Annotated in this window: 18 protein-coding genes; 12 read left to right on the top strand and 6 right to left on the bottom strand. The window is 65.6% G+C overall.

The window, feature by feature from the left end:
* Positions 1-521 precede the first annotated feature (521 nt).
* Complete coding sequence (locus tag AB0L82_RS39380; protein WP_364649026.1) at positions 522-968, top strand: hypothetical protein; 447 nt, start codon at positions 522-524, stop codon at positions 966-968.
* 233 nt (positions 969-1,201) lie between these two features.
* Here the strand turns inward: AB0L82_RS39380 and AB0L82_RS39385 are convergent, their stop codons facing one another.
* Together AB0L82_RS39385 and AB0L82_RS39390 are read right to left on the bottom strand one after the other, a co-directional pair.
* Complete coding sequence (locus AB0L82_RS39385) at positions 1,202-1,498, bottom strand: hypothetical protein (RefSeq protein ID WP_364649029.1); 297 nt, start codon at positions 1,496-1,498, stop codon at positions 1,202-1,204.
* A gap of 109 nt (positions 1,499-1,607) precedes the next feature.
* Positions 1,608-2,453 (bottom strand): enoyl-CoA hydratase-related protein, encoded by an 846-nt coding sequence (locus AB0L82_RS39390; RefSeq protein WP_364649032.1) that lies wholly within the window; start codon positions 2,451-2,453, stop codon positions 1,608-1,610.
* Between the two features lie 111 nt (positions 2,454-2,564).
* On the opposite strand from AB0L82_RS39390, the gene AB0L82_RS39395 reads away from it, so the two are divergent.
* The 5 genes from AB0L82_RS39395 (at position 2,565) to AB0L82_RS39415 (ending at position 6,039) form a co-directional block, all read left to right on the top strand.
* Positions 2,565-2,939: a hypothetical protein gene (locus tag AB0L82_RS39395; protein WP_364649035.1), complete on the top strand. Its 375-nt coding sequence runs from the start codon at positions 2,565-2,567 to the stop codon at positions 2,937-2,939.
* On the top strand, positions 2,936-4,063 hold the full coding sequence (gene dnaN / locus AB0L82_RS39400) for a DNA polymerase III subunit beta (protein WP_364649038.1): 1,128 nt from the start codon (positions 2,936-2,938) through the stop codon (positions 4,061-4,063). The genes AB0L82_RS39395 and dnaN overlap by 4 nt, the downstream gene beginning before the upstream one ends.
* Positions 4,064-4,176: 113 nt before the next feature.
* Positions 4,177-4,617: a VOC family protein gene (locus AB0L82_RS39405; RefSeq protein WP_364649041.1), complete on the top strand. Its 441-nt coding sequence runs from the start codon at positions 4,177-4,179 to the stop codon at positions 4,615-4,617.
* A 107-nt stretch (positions 4,618-4,724) separates the two neighbouring features.
* Positions 4,725-5,696: a hypothetical protein gene (locus tag AB0L82_RS39410; protein ID WP_364649044.1), complete on the top strand. Its 972-nt coding sequence runs from the start codon at positions 4,725-4,727 to the stop codon at positions 5,694-5,696.
* 79 nt (positions 5,697-5,775) lie between these two features.
* Complete coding sequence (locus AB0L82_RS39415) at positions 5,776-6,039, top strand: hypothetical protein (protein ID WP_364649047.1); 264 nt, start codon at positions 5,776-5,778, stop codon at positions 6,037-6,039.
* 18 nt (positions 6,040-6,057) lie between these two features.
* On the opposite strand, the gene AB0L82_RS39420 is transcribed toward AB0L82_RS39415, so the two are convergent.
* Both AB0L82_RS39420 and AB0L82_RS39425 read right to left on the bottom strand, forming a co-directional pair.
* Positions 6,058-7,350 carry a hypothetical protein gene (locus AB0L82_RS39420; protein ID WP_364649050.1) on the bottom strand — a complete coding sequence of 431 codons (1,293 nt, stop codon included), beginning with the start codon at positions 7,348-7,350 and terminating at the stop codon, positions 6,058-6,060.
* Positions 7,351-7,423: 73 nt separating this feature from the next.
* Positions 7,424-8,371, bottom strand: coding sequence for an AEC family transporter (locus AB0L82_RS39425; RefSeq protein WP_364649053.1), 948 nt, complete (start codon positions 8,369-8,371; stop codon positions 7,424-7,426).
* Between the two features lie 201 nt (positions 8,372-8,572).
* Here AB0L82_RS39425 and AB0L82_RS39430 point away from each other — a divergent pair, with 201 nt between their 5' ends.
* From AB0L82_RS39430 to AB0L82_RS39440, 3 genes are all read left to right on the top strand, one after another.
* Positions 8,573-9,451 (top strand): oxygenase MpaB family protein, encoded by an 879-nt coding sequence (locus AB0L82_RS39430; RefSeq protein WP_364649056.1) that lies wholly within the window; start codon positions 8,573-8,575, stop codon positions 9,449-9,451.
* Between the two features lie 175 nt (positions 9,452-9,626).
* Positions 9,627-10,895 carry a cytochrome P450 gene (locus tag AB0L82_RS39435; RefSeq protein WP_364649059.1) on the top strand — a complete coding sequence of 423 codons (1,269 nt, stop codon included), beginning with the start codon at positions 9,627-9,629 and terminating at the stop codon, positions 10,893-10,895.
* 21 nt (positions 10,896-10,916) lie between these two features.
* Complete coding sequence (locus AB0L82_RS39440; RefSeq protein WP_364649062.1) at positions 10,917-12,155, top strand: cytochrome P450; 1,239 nt, start codon at positions 10,917-10,919, stop codon at positions 12,153-12,155.
* Between the two features lie 19 nt (positions 12,156-12,174).
* Here the strand turns inward: AB0L82_RS39440 and AB0L82_RS39445 are convergent, their stop codons facing one another.
* Entirely contained in the window at positions 12,175-12,402 is a 228-nt protein-coding gene (locus AB0L82_RS39445) for a hypothetical protein (protein WP_364649065.1), read from the bottom strand.
* 220 nt (positions 12,403-12,622) lie between these two features.
* Here AB0L82_RS39445 and AB0L82_RS39450 point away from each other — a divergent pair, with 220 nt between their 5' ends.
* Both AB0L82_RS39450 and AB0L82_RS39455 read left to right on the top strand, forming a co-directional pair.
* Positions 12,623-12,775 (top strand): hypothetical protein, encoded by a 153-nt coding sequence (locus AB0L82_RS39450; RefSeq protein WP_364649068.1) that lies wholly within the window; start codon positions 12,623-12,625, stop codon positions 12,773-12,775.
* Positions 12,776-12,872: 97 nt separating this feature from the next.
* On the top strand, positions 12,873-13,910 hold the full coding sequence (locus AB0L82_RS39455) for an NAD(P)/FAD-dependent oxidoreductase (protein ID WP_364649071.1): 1,038 nt from the start codon (positions 12,873-12,875) through the stop codon (positions 13,908-13,910).
* A 2-nt stretch (positions 13,911-13,912) separates the two neighbouring features.
* On the opposite strand, the gene AB0L82_RS39460 is transcribed toward AB0L82_RS39455, so the two are convergent.
* On the bottom strand, positions 13,913-14,851 hold the full coding sequence (locus AB0L82_RS39460) for an EamA family transporter (protein WP_364649074.1): 939 nt from the start codon (positions 14,849-14,851) through the stop codon (positions 13,913-13,915).
* Between the two features lie 120 nt (positions 14,852-14,971).
* On the opposite strand from AB0L82_RS39460, the gene AB0L82_RS39465 reads away from it, so the two are divergent.
* Positions 14,972-15,595: a methyltransferase domain-containing protein gene (locus AB0L82_RS39465; protein ID WP_364649077.1), complete on the top strand. Its 624-nt coding sequence runs from the start codon at positions 14,972-14,974 to the stop codon at positions 15,593-15,595.
* Positions 15,596-15,666 lie beyond the last annotated feature (71 nt).

A 15,666-nucleotide genomic window follows, 5' to 3' on the forward strand; every position in this document is an offset into this window, starting at 1 on the left:
AATGATGCGTAGTAACGAACGCACCACCACCTCGGCAGGGCCCGGTCATCGGCGCCGCCTTACCTCATAAACGCCGAGACCCTTCGAGGACCCGATGCTGACGACATCGATCTTCATCCCGGGCATGATCGCGACCCTCGCGACGATTGCATACGCGTCAGTGCGACTGCCGCTCTCCGTGCCCGACCACACCGCCCCGCAAGTCGCGAGCCACCCGCTACGGAAGGTTGATCACCCGATTGATGCCATCAAGCGACACCGCAGTTGCGGCACGAAGGGTTGCGCACGTAAAGCCGCAGCCTTCGACGTTCTGGTTGGAACCGGAGCCATCCGGCCCAGGAGAATACGATGAACGTAGGCGAACGAAAACAACAGTGGCACAACCGACATCGCTACTGTCACGACACCCCGCCACCGATGGGTTTGGACGAAGCCCGCTGGGTTCTCGACGCCCATGCCCCGCACGGACCGGCCTGCCGCCAGTATGCGACCGCCTTGGACTGCGTTTTGGGGGTGCGCCGATGATCCCCACCTCGCGCGAGCTGATCGACGCGATGGACGGCCAGTTTGACCCGGCAGATCCGGACGCCCAGATCTTGCGTGCAGCATGGCTTTTGTGCCGCCTAGACGATTGGGTTACTCCCGACAATCTGATTAATCTCCGCATGATCGACGATGGCTACATCACCACCGCATCCAGCGAGACAGGCGATGCCGCCCTCGAAGAACTCGGCATCGACGTCAAACGGATGGTGCGGATCCGTCTGCTCAGCGAGGTAGCCGAGGCGTACGACGATCTGAAATCGATCGCACCCGCCATTGAACAACTGGCTGACGCCTACGGCGCGGTGCGCCGAACCGCACTTGTGCGCAGCAGTGAGAGAACGCGGTATCTCATCTACCTGCACCGGGCACGCACCGACTACGACCAGCTCGCCGCACTGGCCGAAAGAGCTCGAGGAAGATGATCGGGTTTGCGCAGTGATCCGCCCTGACGATGGGTGAACAGTTCCCGGGACGAGGACTGCATCGACCTGAATTGCGGACGCGCTGAGAAGAGTTCGACGATCCACGACCCGTGCACATCGCCATACCCGCGATTGGTGGCTGCCCAGCAGTACGTTGAAGTGCGCCTGGCCGGTCTATCGATGAGACACCGCTGAAGGCATGGTCCGGCGATAGTCTTGACCCCGCAAGTCGGTCAGGTCAGCAGGCAGGCGCGGTGGTCGACCAGCAGGCAGGCGACGGTTTCCTCCGCACAGGTGCGGTTGGTGCCGATGACGCCGACGGGGCCGCGTTTGATCCATCCGGCGGTGTAGACGCCGGGGATCGGGGTGCCGGTGGGGGTGAGGACGCGGCCTCGGCTGTTGGGGATGGTGTGGGTTCGGGGGTCGAATTCGATGCCGGGGATGGGGCGGGCGCGGGCGGCTCGGTCGGCGGGCGGTTCGGGGGGTAGGTCCGGCGGGCTGACAAAGACGTCGATATCGGGGCGGTTCATGAGGCCGAGCAGTTCGGGTGTGGAGACGCCCGACGGGCCGGAGAATTACGCCCGCAACTTCCTGTTGCTGGTGCTGGACCATCTCTGGTCCGCGCCGGACTAGGCCGGGTCAGCGCAGCCAGTCCTCGAGGTCCGGCACGTCCGTGTGCGCCACACCGGTGAAGCGCGGCGGGCGCTTCTCCAGGAACGATGAGATGCCTTCGGCCAGATCGGGACTGGTCGAGGCGTGCGGAATCGTCTTGCGGTCCAAGGCGAATGCCGCTTCGGGATCGCCGTGGGCCGTCATGGCCACCAGGGCGCGGCGGATGACCGCCGCCGAGGTCGGAGCGATATTCACCGCGATGTCCCGGGCCAACTCGTATGCGGCGGGCAGGAGGTCCTCGCGTGTGTGCAGGCTGGTCACCAGGCCCGCGTCCAAAGCTTCCTGGGCGCTGATGATTCGGCCGGTGAGCATCCATTCCTTGGCTTTGGCCAGGCCGACCAGCTGCGGCAGGAACCAGGTCGACGCGCCTTCGGGATACAGTCCGCGACGAGCGAAGACGAACCCGAATTTGGTTTCCGCACTGGCCAATCGGAAGTCCGCCGCCAGCGTCATGGAGATGCCGACGCCCACGGCCGCGCCCTGGATCGCCACGATGACCGGCTTGTTCGAGTTCACGATCGGCCGGACCACGCGCGTGGACGGCTCATCCCAGTCCGGGTCGGTGGTATCGCCTATCGAAGGCTCCGCGAAATCCATTCCTACGCAGAAGTATTCGCCCGCCGCCGCCAGCAGGATCACTCGCACCGAGTCGTCGCGGTCGGCGACCGTCACCGCGGCACCCAGCTCATCGGCCATGGTGAGGGTGAATCCGTTGCGCGCGTGCGCCCGGTTCAGCGTGATAGTCGCGATCGCGTCGGCGACCGCATAGGTGATCGTCGAGTACTCCGTCACGCCCGCATCGCCGTCGCTCATCCGCGCTCTCCTCATCGATGAGTAAATGGAACCCGAAGCTTCTCAACGCATCAGCCGGAGGTCAATACCCGACCGTCAAAAATTCTTTGACGCTCGAGGTATGCTCCGACCATGCCCGATCCCGAACACCCGGATGCGGCGCTGCTCACCGAGTGGCTGGCAACCACCGCGCCGCCGTCGAGCCAAGCGCCCCAGCACAATCCGGCAGCCGTCGTGCGCGCGGTCCTGGACCGGCTGGCCGCCGACGACACCGCCGAGCTGCCGCATCGCGTCATCTACGCCGCGGTCATCCAACTGATGGCCGCGCGCACCGAACTGGATCGCCTGGAACTCGAACTCATGCGCGCCGCAAGCGAACACGGCAACAGCTGGAGCTGGATCGCCGAAGCCTTCGGCCATCGCTCCAAACAGGCCGCACACGCCCGAGCCGCCGCACTGCATCGTCGCCTGGAACATCGCACCCTGGACGAGGAAGAACCCCGATGAAAATACGTGTCGAACGCGACTGCCTGACCGAGGCGCTATCGGTCGTCGGCCCGGCGGTGCCGCGCCGCCCGTCTGTCCCCGTGCTGGCGGGCATTCGGCTACGGGCAGAGGCGAATTCAGCATCGGTGGCTGCGTTCGACTACGAGATCTCTTCGCACGCCGCGATATCCGGCACCGAAGTCAGTGAGCCCGGCGAGGTGCTGGTCTCCGGACGCCTGCTCACCGAGATCGCCAAGTCGCTGCCCGCTCATCCGGTGGACCTGTGCGACAGCGGCGAACAGCTCGAAATCGTCTGCGGACCAGCACGATTCACATTGCCGCTGATGACCGCCGAGGACTACCCGGAACTGCCACCTCACCCGCCGACCACGGGCACCGTCGACTACACCGAGTTCTGCGACGCTGTAACCCAGGTCGCCGTAGCGGCAGGCAAAGACGACACACTCCCGATGCTGCTCGGCATCAACCTCGAATTCCACGCCGACTTCCTGCGATTGGTCAGCACCGACCGCTTCCGCATAGCGATCCGCGAACTCGACTGGCAACCGAGCACCCCGATCGCAGGCGACGAACCGGCCTCCGTGCTGATTCCGGCCCGCGCCCTCGCCGACACCAGTCGAGCCCTGTCCGGCTCACAGCTCGAAATCGCCTGCGGCCCAGCTCGAACCGTCCTCGGCCTCGCATCGGACAGTCGCCGGGCCACCTTGCGCACCCTCGATATGGCCTACGCGCCCTATCAGGGATACCTCGTGGACCGCCGCACCGCGACCGCCCGTTTCCCCAGCGCCGCCCTGGCCGACGCCGTCAAACGAGTCTCACTGCTCTCCCCCCGCGGCGCACAGGTCCAACTGACCTGCACCACCGAAAAGACCCGCCTCACAGCGGGAAACGACAGTGAGGGCAACGCCGAGGAAACCATCGCCGGCGAATTCGACGGCGACCCCTTGACCGTCGCCTTCAACCCCCGCTACCTGCTCGACGGCCTCACCGCGATGCGCACCGAAACCGTCGAACTCGCGCTCAACGGACCTTCCCGGGCCGCGGTCCTGCGCCCTGCTCACCCCAACCCTGCCGGTCAACGCGACGGCTTTGTATATGTGCTCATGCCCATCCGCCTGCCCTGACACCACCGGTGTTGCTCCATGGCCGACGGCCTGTCCGATTCGTTCAAGACCACGCGGCCGCTGAACAGTTAGCTTCAGGACCGACCGAAGGTATTCAGTCAGGAGGCACACCGTTGAAAGCGAATATCGCCGCACTCACCCTCGGCGTCGACGATCTCGAACGCTCCCTACGGTTCTACCGGGAAGCGCTCGAGCTGTCCTCTCCGGGCATCATCGGCACCGAATTCGAGGCCGACGACACCACCCCCGGCGGCGCGGTCGCCATGTTCACCCTCGACAGCGGGCTGATCCTGTCGCTGTACGAGCGCGAGAACCTGGCCAAGGACGCCGGAGTCGCGCCCGAACGCATCACCGGCTCGCCGATGAGCCTGGGCTGCTTCGTCTCTGACCGAAACGAAGTCGACCGCATCCTGGAACGCGCGCAAGCCGCAGGCGGCACCATCGTGCGCGCACCGCTGGAACGCCCCTGGGGCATCTACGCGGGCTACTTCGCCGACCCCGACGGACACCTCTGGGAGGTCGTCTACTTCCTGGGTGGCCAACCGCCGAACTGAATTCCCAGAGTTGGGAATGCCCCTGGTCCTGGAATAGCCTGCGAACGCCGGTTCTCGCGAATCCCTTCGGCGACGATCAGTACCCGGCATGGGACGCAGAGACGGGTATGAAATCGGAACTGGCCGCACTGTTCCGTCGAGCCGCGCAGAGAATCAGCGGTAAATTCGACGAATTTTCGGCCGCCGACCGAAGTATCAGGGGCGAGGTGAACGGGGTCGTCCGGAGCACGGGCGGAGGCGCGCGGAACGTCGATCGCGAATCCGCCGCGCTGTTCGCGGCGGATTCTTCCTCCGCATCCGCGTCCCGACTGGAATCGGCCGGTTCCGGCCGACTCGAGCCCCTCAGCGAGCGGGCCGCGCAGATGCGTGCCCAGAGTCTGCACATTCCGGAAGGTCACGTCTTGACCCGCGACCCGGTCCAATTCCTACCGTCCACGGATGGCGTACGCACCATCAACACCGTCTACAGGCCATTGGATCGAGAACGGCATTGGCGCGAGGGGATTCCACATGAGCGTGGCCAGCTCGCGATCAGAGGTGAGGGCGCGTACCGGTTGAGTGAAGCGTTCGGCATGCCGAGAATTCCTCCGACGATCATCGCCGACGGACCGTTGGGCAAAGGTCTGGTCCAGGAATTTGTTCGCTCCACCGAAATGCGTACGGTGCGCCAATATCCGGAGGTGCAGCAGCAACAGATGGCCGTACTCGACTACGTGACGGGCTATACCGACGGCGGTCTCGGCAACTATCGAACAGCCTTGGGCGATCCGCGATTTCGAAACGGTGACCTGGTTGGTATCGATCGCGACCTGTCCTTCCCGGAAGCCCCTGATCCGACATGGGGGATCCGGTCGCACTTTGTCGTCGAACATCAGGGACAACCGTTGCACCCTGACGTCCTGGCGCAGGTGCGCGCGGTTCACCCTGATCGATTGCCCGAGCTACTCGGGGACTTCGGCCCTGGAATGCCCCGGCTCAGTGCAAACGCGATCGAAGGAGCGCAACGACGGTTGGCGGAGATTCAAGCCGATGGGATGATCACCGGCAGGGCCTGGCCGGGAATCTTCACCAGCGTCTGATAACCCGCACCCTTTTCGACCGAATCGTCCAGCGAAGGATTTCATGCCAGACACCACTTCATCCGCTCCCACTCTTGTCGTGGTTTACGACCTCGGCACTTGGGGGCAGCCACATCGGGTGGCTGAATTTCGCCTGGTGAACGGGCGCGCGCAGCTGAGTGAACTCGTGCCGGAAGGGTGTGCTCTGGCGCGGCAGTGGCACACCGCCGGGGTCGAGATTCTCGGCGAACCACAAAGGGTGCACCCCGACGACGGCATCTCCTTCATGCGCGCGCTGCTGCAACCGTTTCGGATGAGCTATTACCGAGTGATCGACGAGAGTTCGCCGACCCCTCGCGACTGATGTCGAGCTGGATCAGCATCATGCGATTCCGGCGGCGGACAGGACCGATTCCATGATCGGCAGGGGGAGGGTGGGGTTGCGGACCGCGCCGTAGGAGGTGGTCGGGTCGTCGAGGAGTTCGAGGAGGCGGCGGCGGCTGAGGCGGGGGTCCGCGGCGGTGGCGCGGCGGACTCGGGGATCGATGTCGTGGCTGAGGCGTTCGATCAACTCGGTTGAGGCGATGGGGTCGTGGACTACCAGGGAGCGTTCGGTGGGGTCGGGGCTGGCGGCGAGTTCGCGGAGGCGGTGGACCGGGAAGTTGGGGTGGGTGATCAGGTCGGCGCGGGTGATCATGCGGGTTTCGCGGAGCACCTCCCAGAGCACGTCGGCGGGGGCGTAAGGGTGTGTCTCGCACAGGATCAGCCGGACCATCGCATCCTCATCGGCCGCGAGCCGGTGCACGAGATTTCTGGGTAACCGCGGGTTGTAGGCGGCGCTGCGGCGCAGGCCCAGATGGGTGGACTCGACCGCTCGCCGCATGAGGGCGGGGTTATCGGTGGTGCTGGGCCAGAACGCGGGGGTGATCTGTTCGGCCGGGTCGATGTCCACGGCGATGATCTCCCGCACCCGGTCGCCCAGCTCCTGTCGCATCGACACCGCCACGCGCACATCGTGACTACGATCGGCGATCAGCCTGGCGATGGCTTCACCCGGCAGATATGGGTTCTCGGCCAGCAGTCGCCGCACCCATTCATCTCGGGACAACAGCGCTGCGACAGTCGCGGGATCCAACGGTGCGGTCGCGATCGCCTCCGACCATAGGTGCACCAAATCGTCTCTCGCAGTAGCTATTTGGGTCAGCAGGTGCGGCAGCCGCCGCCAACTGCGCGTGGCCGCCGCGGTGCGCGTTTCGGGGTCGGGGTCATGCAGAAGCAGGTCCAGCACCGCCGCAGGCGGATTGGGCCAGGTCAGGCAGGCCGCGGATCGCACGGCCGGAGACGGGTCGGCGACGAGCTCGCGGTAGGTGTGATCGGGCAGCGGTTCCACCTTGGTGCGGAACGTGGTCGGTCCGGCGGCGACGAACAGCCGGATGACGGCGCTCGAATCGTCGGCCAACCGCGCCCGCTGCCGTGCTGGCGCGAATGCACTGCGCGCCAGCAACCCTCGAATATCCAGATCGCGGTGTGCGACCACCGCGTCGTAAATCGGGTCGGGGAGTTCGGGCCGGGTCGCCACCGCTGCCGCACCCGCACAATCGGCGGCCAGAATTCGCAGCAGCAACTCCTCGGGCGTGCTCGGATTGCTCGCCACTCCTTCGACATTCGCTCTCACGGGGTCAAGATGCCACCTTCTGCCCTGCTACCCGCTCGTGGCATTCCCACCCGCGATAAGCGGGTTCGAGACTTTACATCCGCGCAGACGCCACCGCCCACAGCGGCAGCAGCATCAGTGTCACGATCGTTGACTTGACCACGATCGATGCGGCGAGGTCGATATCGGTGTCGTAGGTCTGGGCGAAGATGAACAGGTTTTGCGGGCTGGGCATGGCGGCGATCAAGACCACATAGCCCAGCCACGGGTGGGAGAGATGGAAGACGAAGTGCGCCAACGTGAATGCGAGCAGCGGAAATCCGACGCACTTGCAGGCGATCAGCCAGTATTCATCGGGGTCGGCGGCGTGTAGCCGTAGTCCGGTGGCACCCAGGTGCAGACCGAGCGCGAACAATGCCACCGGCGCGGCCGCCGCGCCCGCCATCGACAGACAGTCGAGCAACCATTGCGGGGCAGGGACATTCGCGAGGTTGGCGGCGATACCCACCCAGCACGACAGTACGAGCGGCGTGGTCAATGCCGCCCGAATGCCCTGTCGCACAATGGTTCTGCCTTGATCGCCGGAGTCGCGGGATGCGGATTCCATGATGGCGATCACGATCGTGGTGAGCACGCACACCTGCAACAGGATCACCGGGAAGATCGGGGATGCATCCCCGAACAACAGCCCGAAGACCGGGATGGCGATGTAGGCCGTATTGACCTGGCAGGCAGCCATGATGCGCAACGCGATCTCGCGGGTCGTGCGGCCACGCATCCGGGCGATCACCGCCACCGCGGCCGCCGCGATGATCGCGGTGCAGGTGTACGCGGCCAGCGCCGGCACATTGAACACCCGGCGCAGGTCCGCGACATACAGGCTGCCCAGCAGATACGCGGGGATGGCCAAGCGGAACGCGAACTCGGAGAACGCCTTCGACACCTCCCCGCCGATAATGCCACGACGGGCGAACAGCGCACCGGCGGCGAACAGGAATGCCACCGGTGCGAGTTTGCCGATCGTGACGATCAAGCTGGACAACGCCCTGCTTCCACGGGGTGCGCGCGGTTCGTGGCGCTGCGGTTCTGACGTCGGTGCACGACAGGCAACGTATCCGCATCCTTCGCGGCGCGCTCGGCACCGGGTTGACGACACCGCCGAGTCCGTGCGTGTGACAACCCTCGGAGTTGACCAACCATGCTCGCGTTGAGAAACTGAGGCATATTCTTTCTCACTACCTCGATGGGGACTTCCATGGCGGCACCGCTGCACCACTCCCGAGAATCAGACTCCGACAACGAGATTCACGCTGCCGCGCGGCGGCGGCGCTACATGATCGGGCTCGGCGCGCTGCTGGGCGGTCCCGCCAATGTGGTGATGCAGTTGAGCCTGCCCGCCGTCGGGCGCGGGGTGGTGGAGAGCCCGGTGGCCAGTGGCCGCTTCGATATGCGGCCGGGCAAGCGCGGGCGCACGACACTGACCTATCTCGCCGTGGCGATGATCGGAAGCGAGCAGGACCGCGTCGCGTATCGGGACGCGATCGATTCGGTCCATCGATATGTGCGATCCGAGCCCGGAAGTGCGTTGCGCTACAACGCATTCGATCCCAAGCTGCAACTGTGGGTTGCCGCCTGCATCTACCGGGGCGTCGCCGATTACATGGAACTGTTCTTCGGCCCGATCGACGAGGCGACCGCCGACGACCTGTATCGGCAAGGCAGCCGTTTCGGCACGACCTTGCAGGTGCGACCGGAGCTGTGGCCCGTCGACCGCGCCGCGTTCGCCGAGTACTGGGACTCCATGCTGCCCCAGCTCTCCCTCGACCCCGAGGTCAAGCGGTATCTCCTCGACCAGGTCGTGAATCTCGGCGCTTTCGGGCGCGGCCCCCAGTTCGCGTTCGCGGGGCTGAATCGCTTCTTCACCATCGGTTTTCTGCCGCAAAGCTTCCGCGATGACCTCGGGGTGCATTGGAGTCCACGCCGCCAGCGCACCTTCGAGACCGTCATGCGCGTCCTCGGCTGCGCTCTGCGGGTAATGCCCGAGCGATGGCGTCTATACCCCTTCGAGAACTACGTGCGCGATATGCGTGAGCGGCAGCTGGCCGGTAAAACGCTGGTCTAGCACCTGCGGCCGACCCGATTGCGAAGGCGGTGCGCGAAGCCGTCCCGGAATAAGCTGCGGCACAGCACTTCGTTGGCTAACGTAGGGAATGACGCAGTGAAAACGGTTCCGGGGCAACCGATGTGACGCGCTGGGTCCTGATCGTCCGTCAATACACCTTCGCAGAGGGAGCATTGTGACCATCTCGAACCAGCCCGGGCCCGCGCCCGCGCCTTCGACGCAGGTCCACACGGCCGGGCCGATATTGGCAGGTGGCGGCCCGCCCGAACCCATGTACACCGAGGAATTCGCCAAGGATCCGTACACGATCTACGAGCGTTGGCGCGCCGCGTACGGACCGCTGGTGCCGATCGAACTCGCGCCAGGGGTGCCCGCCACCCTGGTCATCGGTTACGCGACCGCGGTGCGTATTCTCAACGATCCGCAGCATTTTCCGGCCGATCCGCGCATCTGGCAGGACTCGGTGCCCGCCGGATGCCCGGTGAAGCCGATGCTGGAGTGGCGGCCGAATGCCTTGCGCAGCAGCGGATATGAGCACACACGCTACCGGGCGGCCAATGTCTCCGCACTCGATACCGTCGATCTGTACGGTATGCACGCGGTCATCGAACGGCTGTCCGGACCGTTGATCGACGCGTTCGCTAGCAGGACCGGGCAGGCGGATCTGCTGGGCCAGTACATCTATCCGCTGGTGTATCGGGTGCTGGCGGTCATTCTGGGGTTCGACGACGACACCCTCGAACAAGTCTCCACGGGTATGGCGATGATGTTCGACTCCGGTGGCGAGGCCGAGGCCGGAAGCAACATGATGGCGGCGGCGTTGGCCGAGCACATCGCGCGCAAGCGCGCCGAACCCGGCGATGACATGACCTCCGAGATGATCCGGTCCACCGACCTGAGCACCGAGGAGATCATCCATCAGCTGGTGACCCTGCACGGCGCGGGCAGCGAACCGCAGGTGCATCTGATCTCGAACGCGCTGCTGCTGATGATGACCGACGAGCGATTCGCCGGTGATCTGATCGGCGGCAGTCTCTCGACCCGCGACGCACTGGATGAGGTGCTGTTCGCCAGTCCGCCGATGGCCAACTACTGCGTCAGCTACCCGCCGCAGCCGATGCTCATCGACGGCGTCTGGCTGCCCGCGCACCAGCCGGTGCTGATCAGCATGTCCGCCTGCAATGCCGATCCCACCATTCGGCTCGATCGCATGGATCGCTTCGGCAATCGGTCGCATCTGGCCTGGGGCGGCGGTCCACATCAGTGCCCGGCTCGCCAGCTCGGCTACCAGATCGCCATGGACGCAATCGATTACCTGCTCGACGCACTGCCTGAACTCCGATTGGCCGTCGCCATCGATGATCTCGTCTGGCGGCCCGGCCCGTTCCACCGAGCGTTGACCGCGTTGCCCGTCGAATTCCCGCCAACTCCGCAAATGCCGTAGCCCCCGAGTGAGGAAATGACGATGGAGCACACGACACCGCTGGTTCTGGACCCGGCCGGCAAAGATATTCAAGGCGAGTCCGCGCTTATTCGCGCGCGCGGCCCGATCGCGCGGGTCGAGCTACCCGGCGGGGTTCGCGCCTGGTCGGTCACCGATCAGGAGATCCTGCACGATCTGCTGCGCGATCCCCGCGTTTCCAAGGATGCCCGCCAACACTGGCCCGCCTTCATTTCCGGTGCGGTGGACCAGGATTGGCCGCTGTACACCTGGGTCGCGGTGGCCAATATGTTCACCGCCTACGGCAGCGACCACTCTCGGCTGCGCAAGCTGGTGCGGCCCGCGTTCACCTCGCGCCGCACCCAGGCGATGCGGCCGCAGGTGCAGGCGCTGGCCTCGGATCTGCTGGACAAGCTCGCCGAGACCCCGGCCGGACAGCCCGTGGATCTGCGCGAAAGCTATTGCTACCCTTTGCCTATCGGGGTCATCTCAGAGCTGATGGGAGTGCCCGAATCCCTGCACGCGGGTCTGCGCACCTGCGTCGACGGCATCTTCGACACCACCTTCACCGCCGAACAGGCGCAGGCGAATTTCGTTGAAATGCAACGCATTCTGCGCGAACTGGTCGCCTATCGCACCGAGCATCCGGCCGATGACATGACCAGCGTACTCATCGCCCACCGCGATGAGGATGACGGCTCCGCGCTGACCGAACAGGAATTGGTCGACACCCTGCTGCTGGTCATCAGCGCCGGTCACGAGACCACCGTCAACCTGCTCGATCAGGCGATCTTCCTGCTGCTGACCCAGCCTGAACAGCGCGCCAAGCTCGACGCCGGCGAGGTGACCTGGTCAGATGTGGTCGAGGAAGCGCTGCGATTCGAAGCGCCCGTCGCGCACCTGCCGCTGCGCTACGCGGTCGAGGACATCGACGTCGCCACCGATGCGGGACCGGTCCACATCGCCGCGGGCGAACCGATTCTCGCCTCCTATGCCGCCGCGGGCCGGGACCCCAAGATCCACGGCGAGACCGCCGACGAGTTCGATGTGACGCGAGAGAACAAGGCACACTTGGCTTTCGGCTACGGCGTCCACCTGTGCCTGGGTGCGCCGCTGGCCCGGCTGGAAGCCGAGATCGCGCTGTCGACGCTGTTCGCGCGATTCCCGGCGATGCAATTGGCCAAGGATCCGGCCGAACTCGGCTCGATCGCGTCGTTCATCTCCAACGGCCACGGCTCACTGCCGGTACACCTGAACTCCTAGAACGCGATTCGCCGCCCGCCTACCGGGGGAGTGGGAGGGCGGCGATTCCGCCGATGAAGAAGTCGACGCCGAAGGTGTAGTGATCCTCCGGGTCGGCACAGAACGTCAGGAACGGCGCCGCCTGCACGACGTTCGGATAACGTTGCGGGGGAAGACTTTCCAGCGTCAGACGCTTGCGGCGGCTGGATTCGGCCGCCTCGTCGGGGCTCTGCTGTGGGGTGGCCGCGCCGGGCTCACCGAGCACCAAAGCGGTCGTGGTCCGCAGCGCGTTGGTACAGATCGCGGCCGCGACTCGATCTCCCCGGCCTGGTGACCTCTACGGTCGCACTCTTCGCGATCACCTACGCGCTGATCGAAGGTCAGGGTAAGGGGTGGACCTCGACGGTGATCCTGAGCTGCTTCGCGCTCGAGGCTGGCGGCGTTCATCATCGTCGAATTGCGCAGTGCGGACCCGACGGTGGATACTCTTGACCGCGTTCCTGGACGGCTACCGCTTCGCGATCATCATCGCCGCGGCCATCGTCGCGGTCGGCATCCCCATCGCGCTGCTCACCTTGCGACCGAATCGCCATGCGGCACCGCAAGTTATCGTGGAGGAGCCGATCGCGGTGCCTTTGTGAGCTGACATTCCTGTAGTCGCTCGAGAACACCGATACCGCCATCGACGCTGTGCTGTGATCGCTCTGCCCGACCCATCCAGCGTTCAGGAGGCTCGTCATGGTCACCATTCTCGGTGGCGGTATCGCAGGCACCGTGCTCGGCGGAGCCCTTGCCCGGCAACGACATCCAGTGACCGTGTACGAACGGCGGACCGGGCCCGCCAGCGGGGCGTTCATGGTGCTCGATGGGGACGCCCACCAATCCCTCACCGCGCTGGGCGTTTCGATCGAGGCGCTGCACGCCGCGTCACACCCGATTCCCGGCGGCTTCGCCTTCCATTACCTGCCCGAGGGGCGCAACACCGGGCCCAATCGCGGGCACCGCCTCTACGAACGCACCGAACTGATGCGGGTGCTCAACGAATTCGCCGGTGCGGCGGGCACGGATATCCGATACGGGCACACCATCACCGATATCGATCTCGGCACGGGCGCATTGCACACAACCGACGGTGAACTGTCCGGCGACGGCTTGGTTATTGCCGCCGACGGCATCGATTCGCTCGCCCGAACTCTGCTCGAGCCGACGCGCACACCGGTTTACGCCGGGCAGATCGTCATCTACGGCCAGACCTCGCATCCGGTGTCACTGCCTGCCGATCCATCCGTCATGCACTTTCACGGTCAATTCGGCCACGGTCCCATGCCATTGAGTTCGTTCGGGCACCTTGCCACCGACAAGACGGTCTTCTGGTTCACCCGCCTCACCCGGGATCCAATTGCCGAGGGCGACAGCGGCTTTCATCCCGCTGCGGACTGGGCCGAGACCGTCCTCGGCGCGGATCCGGACGCGACAGCTCTGATCGGCGCAATCCTGGACGCCACCAGCACAATTCATGTCTCCAACACCCGCAGCGTCCCCCTCGCCGATGCCCGTCCGCCCGCGCCACCGGTCATCTTGATCGGCGATGCCGACCACGCCATCACCCCCGCCGCCGTGCGCGGGGCGCGCGAAGCCATCGAAGATGCCCTGGTCTTGTTCACCGCGTTGACCACCGGTGAATCACCCGCCGAGGCAATGGGCGAGCGCCGCCGCACCCTTGTGGCCAATCGCGAACAATCCCGCGCCGCCGGCACCTCCAACCGATCCGGATAGGACTAGGGGGTGGCCGCAGGTAGAGCTATCTGTACCAATACCGCGCCGGTCAAAAGGATTGCCGCACCGGTCAGTTGGGCCGGGCCGATCGCCTGGCCCAGCAATAGCCAGGCCAGTACGGTAGCGACCAGCGGCTCGACCAACGCCAGCACGCTTGCGCGGATTGCGGGTAATTCACGCAATGCCAGCAGTCCTGTCAGGTAGGGCAGTACGGTGCAGGCCACGGCAAGTACCAACAGCACCAACCACACCGGGGCGCGCGTACTGCCCAGTGTCGCAACGTTGTCGAGCTGTCCCAGTGGCAGCGACCACGGCGGGGCGAGCGCCGCCACCAGCACCGCACCGATCGCCAGCCCGGCGGCGGTCAGCCCGAATGAATCATGTTTGCCCGCACCGTGTTCGCCGAGCAGGAAGTATCCGGCCGAACAGATGGCCGCGCCGATCCCGGCGGCGACGCCGAGTCGATCCAGGCCGGTGGCCTGCCACGGCTGCGCGACCACGACCAGCCCACCGAGCGCCAGTACGATTCCCGCCCAGGCCGATTCGGGCAATCGGGTGCCGCGCACCACCCGTGCCCACACCGCGACCAGGGCGGGCGCGATATTGACCAGGACCATCGCCACCCCGACCGGAATCCGGGAGACCGCGACGAAGAACAGCAGCTGCACTCCGGCGACGCCCAATAGTCCGTAGCCGAGCAGCAGCCCGAGGTCGGCACGACCGAAGCGCAATGCGTGCGGCCGCAGTACCGCGACCGTCGGCACCAGCAGCACCGCGGCCAACAGGATCCGCACCGAGGTCACCGCCGCGGGGGACCACCCCGCCGCCATCACCGCCGCCGCGAGCGGACCCGAACTCGCGAACAGCACCCAGGAGGTCAGGCTGAGCGTGGTCGCCCGGCCACGGCTGGGCGACCGGGTGAGCTTGTCCGATATGGCCACGCCCGGCAGTGTGTCCGAGCGGCCGCCCCGCGGACCACCGAATTTCCGACTACCGTCCGGCCCGGACCGAATAGCCGATCACCCCTGCCCGGCTGCGAATTCTCGATTACGTTGGCAAACATGGGACTTTCGGCCGCTGAGGTGTTCGACAGCTTGGGCAAGGATTACGAGAAGGCGTTTGTCGGGCATCCGGCGCATCGCGAGGAACTCGAATGGTTGCTGACACAGCTGTCCGACGGGGCCAAGGTGCTCGATGTCGGTTGCGGGACCGGGCGGCCGACGGCCGAGGTGCTGGTGGCGGCAGGGCATGATGTCACAGGGTGCGATATCTCGCCCGGGATGATCGAGATCGCGCGGGCGCAGGTTCCCGGTGCGCGGTTCGAGGTCGCGGACCTGCGGACGCTGTCCTATCCCGACGGAACCTGGGACGCGGTAACGGCGTTCTTTCCGCTGCTGCAATTGACCAGAGCCGAAATCGACTCCGCCCTCGTGGAATTCGCTCGATGGCTGACTCCAGGCGGAACCTTCCTGTTCGCCACCGTGCCCGCCGACATCGAGGGAATCGATATCGAGTTCATGGGCAAGCCGGTCACCGTCAGCAGCTACCCGCCCGAGGAATTCCACCGCCGCCTCACGGACGCGGGCCTGGACGTGCTGCGCGAGCGGGTAGTCGAATTCCAGCCCGATCACCCGGATGCCGCACCGGAACCCGATCTGTTCATCGCCGCCCGAAAGCCGTTCTGACCTGAGTCGGGGGAGTGATTGCGCCGCGCAGCGAGGCCGCCTACCTGCTCCCGCTCGAGCCGGTCGCCCGT

Source organism: Nocardia sp. NPDC052001, assembly GCF_040680615.1.
Lineage (GTDB): Bacteria > Actinomycetota > Actinomycetes > Mycobacteriales > Mycobacteriaceae > Nocardia.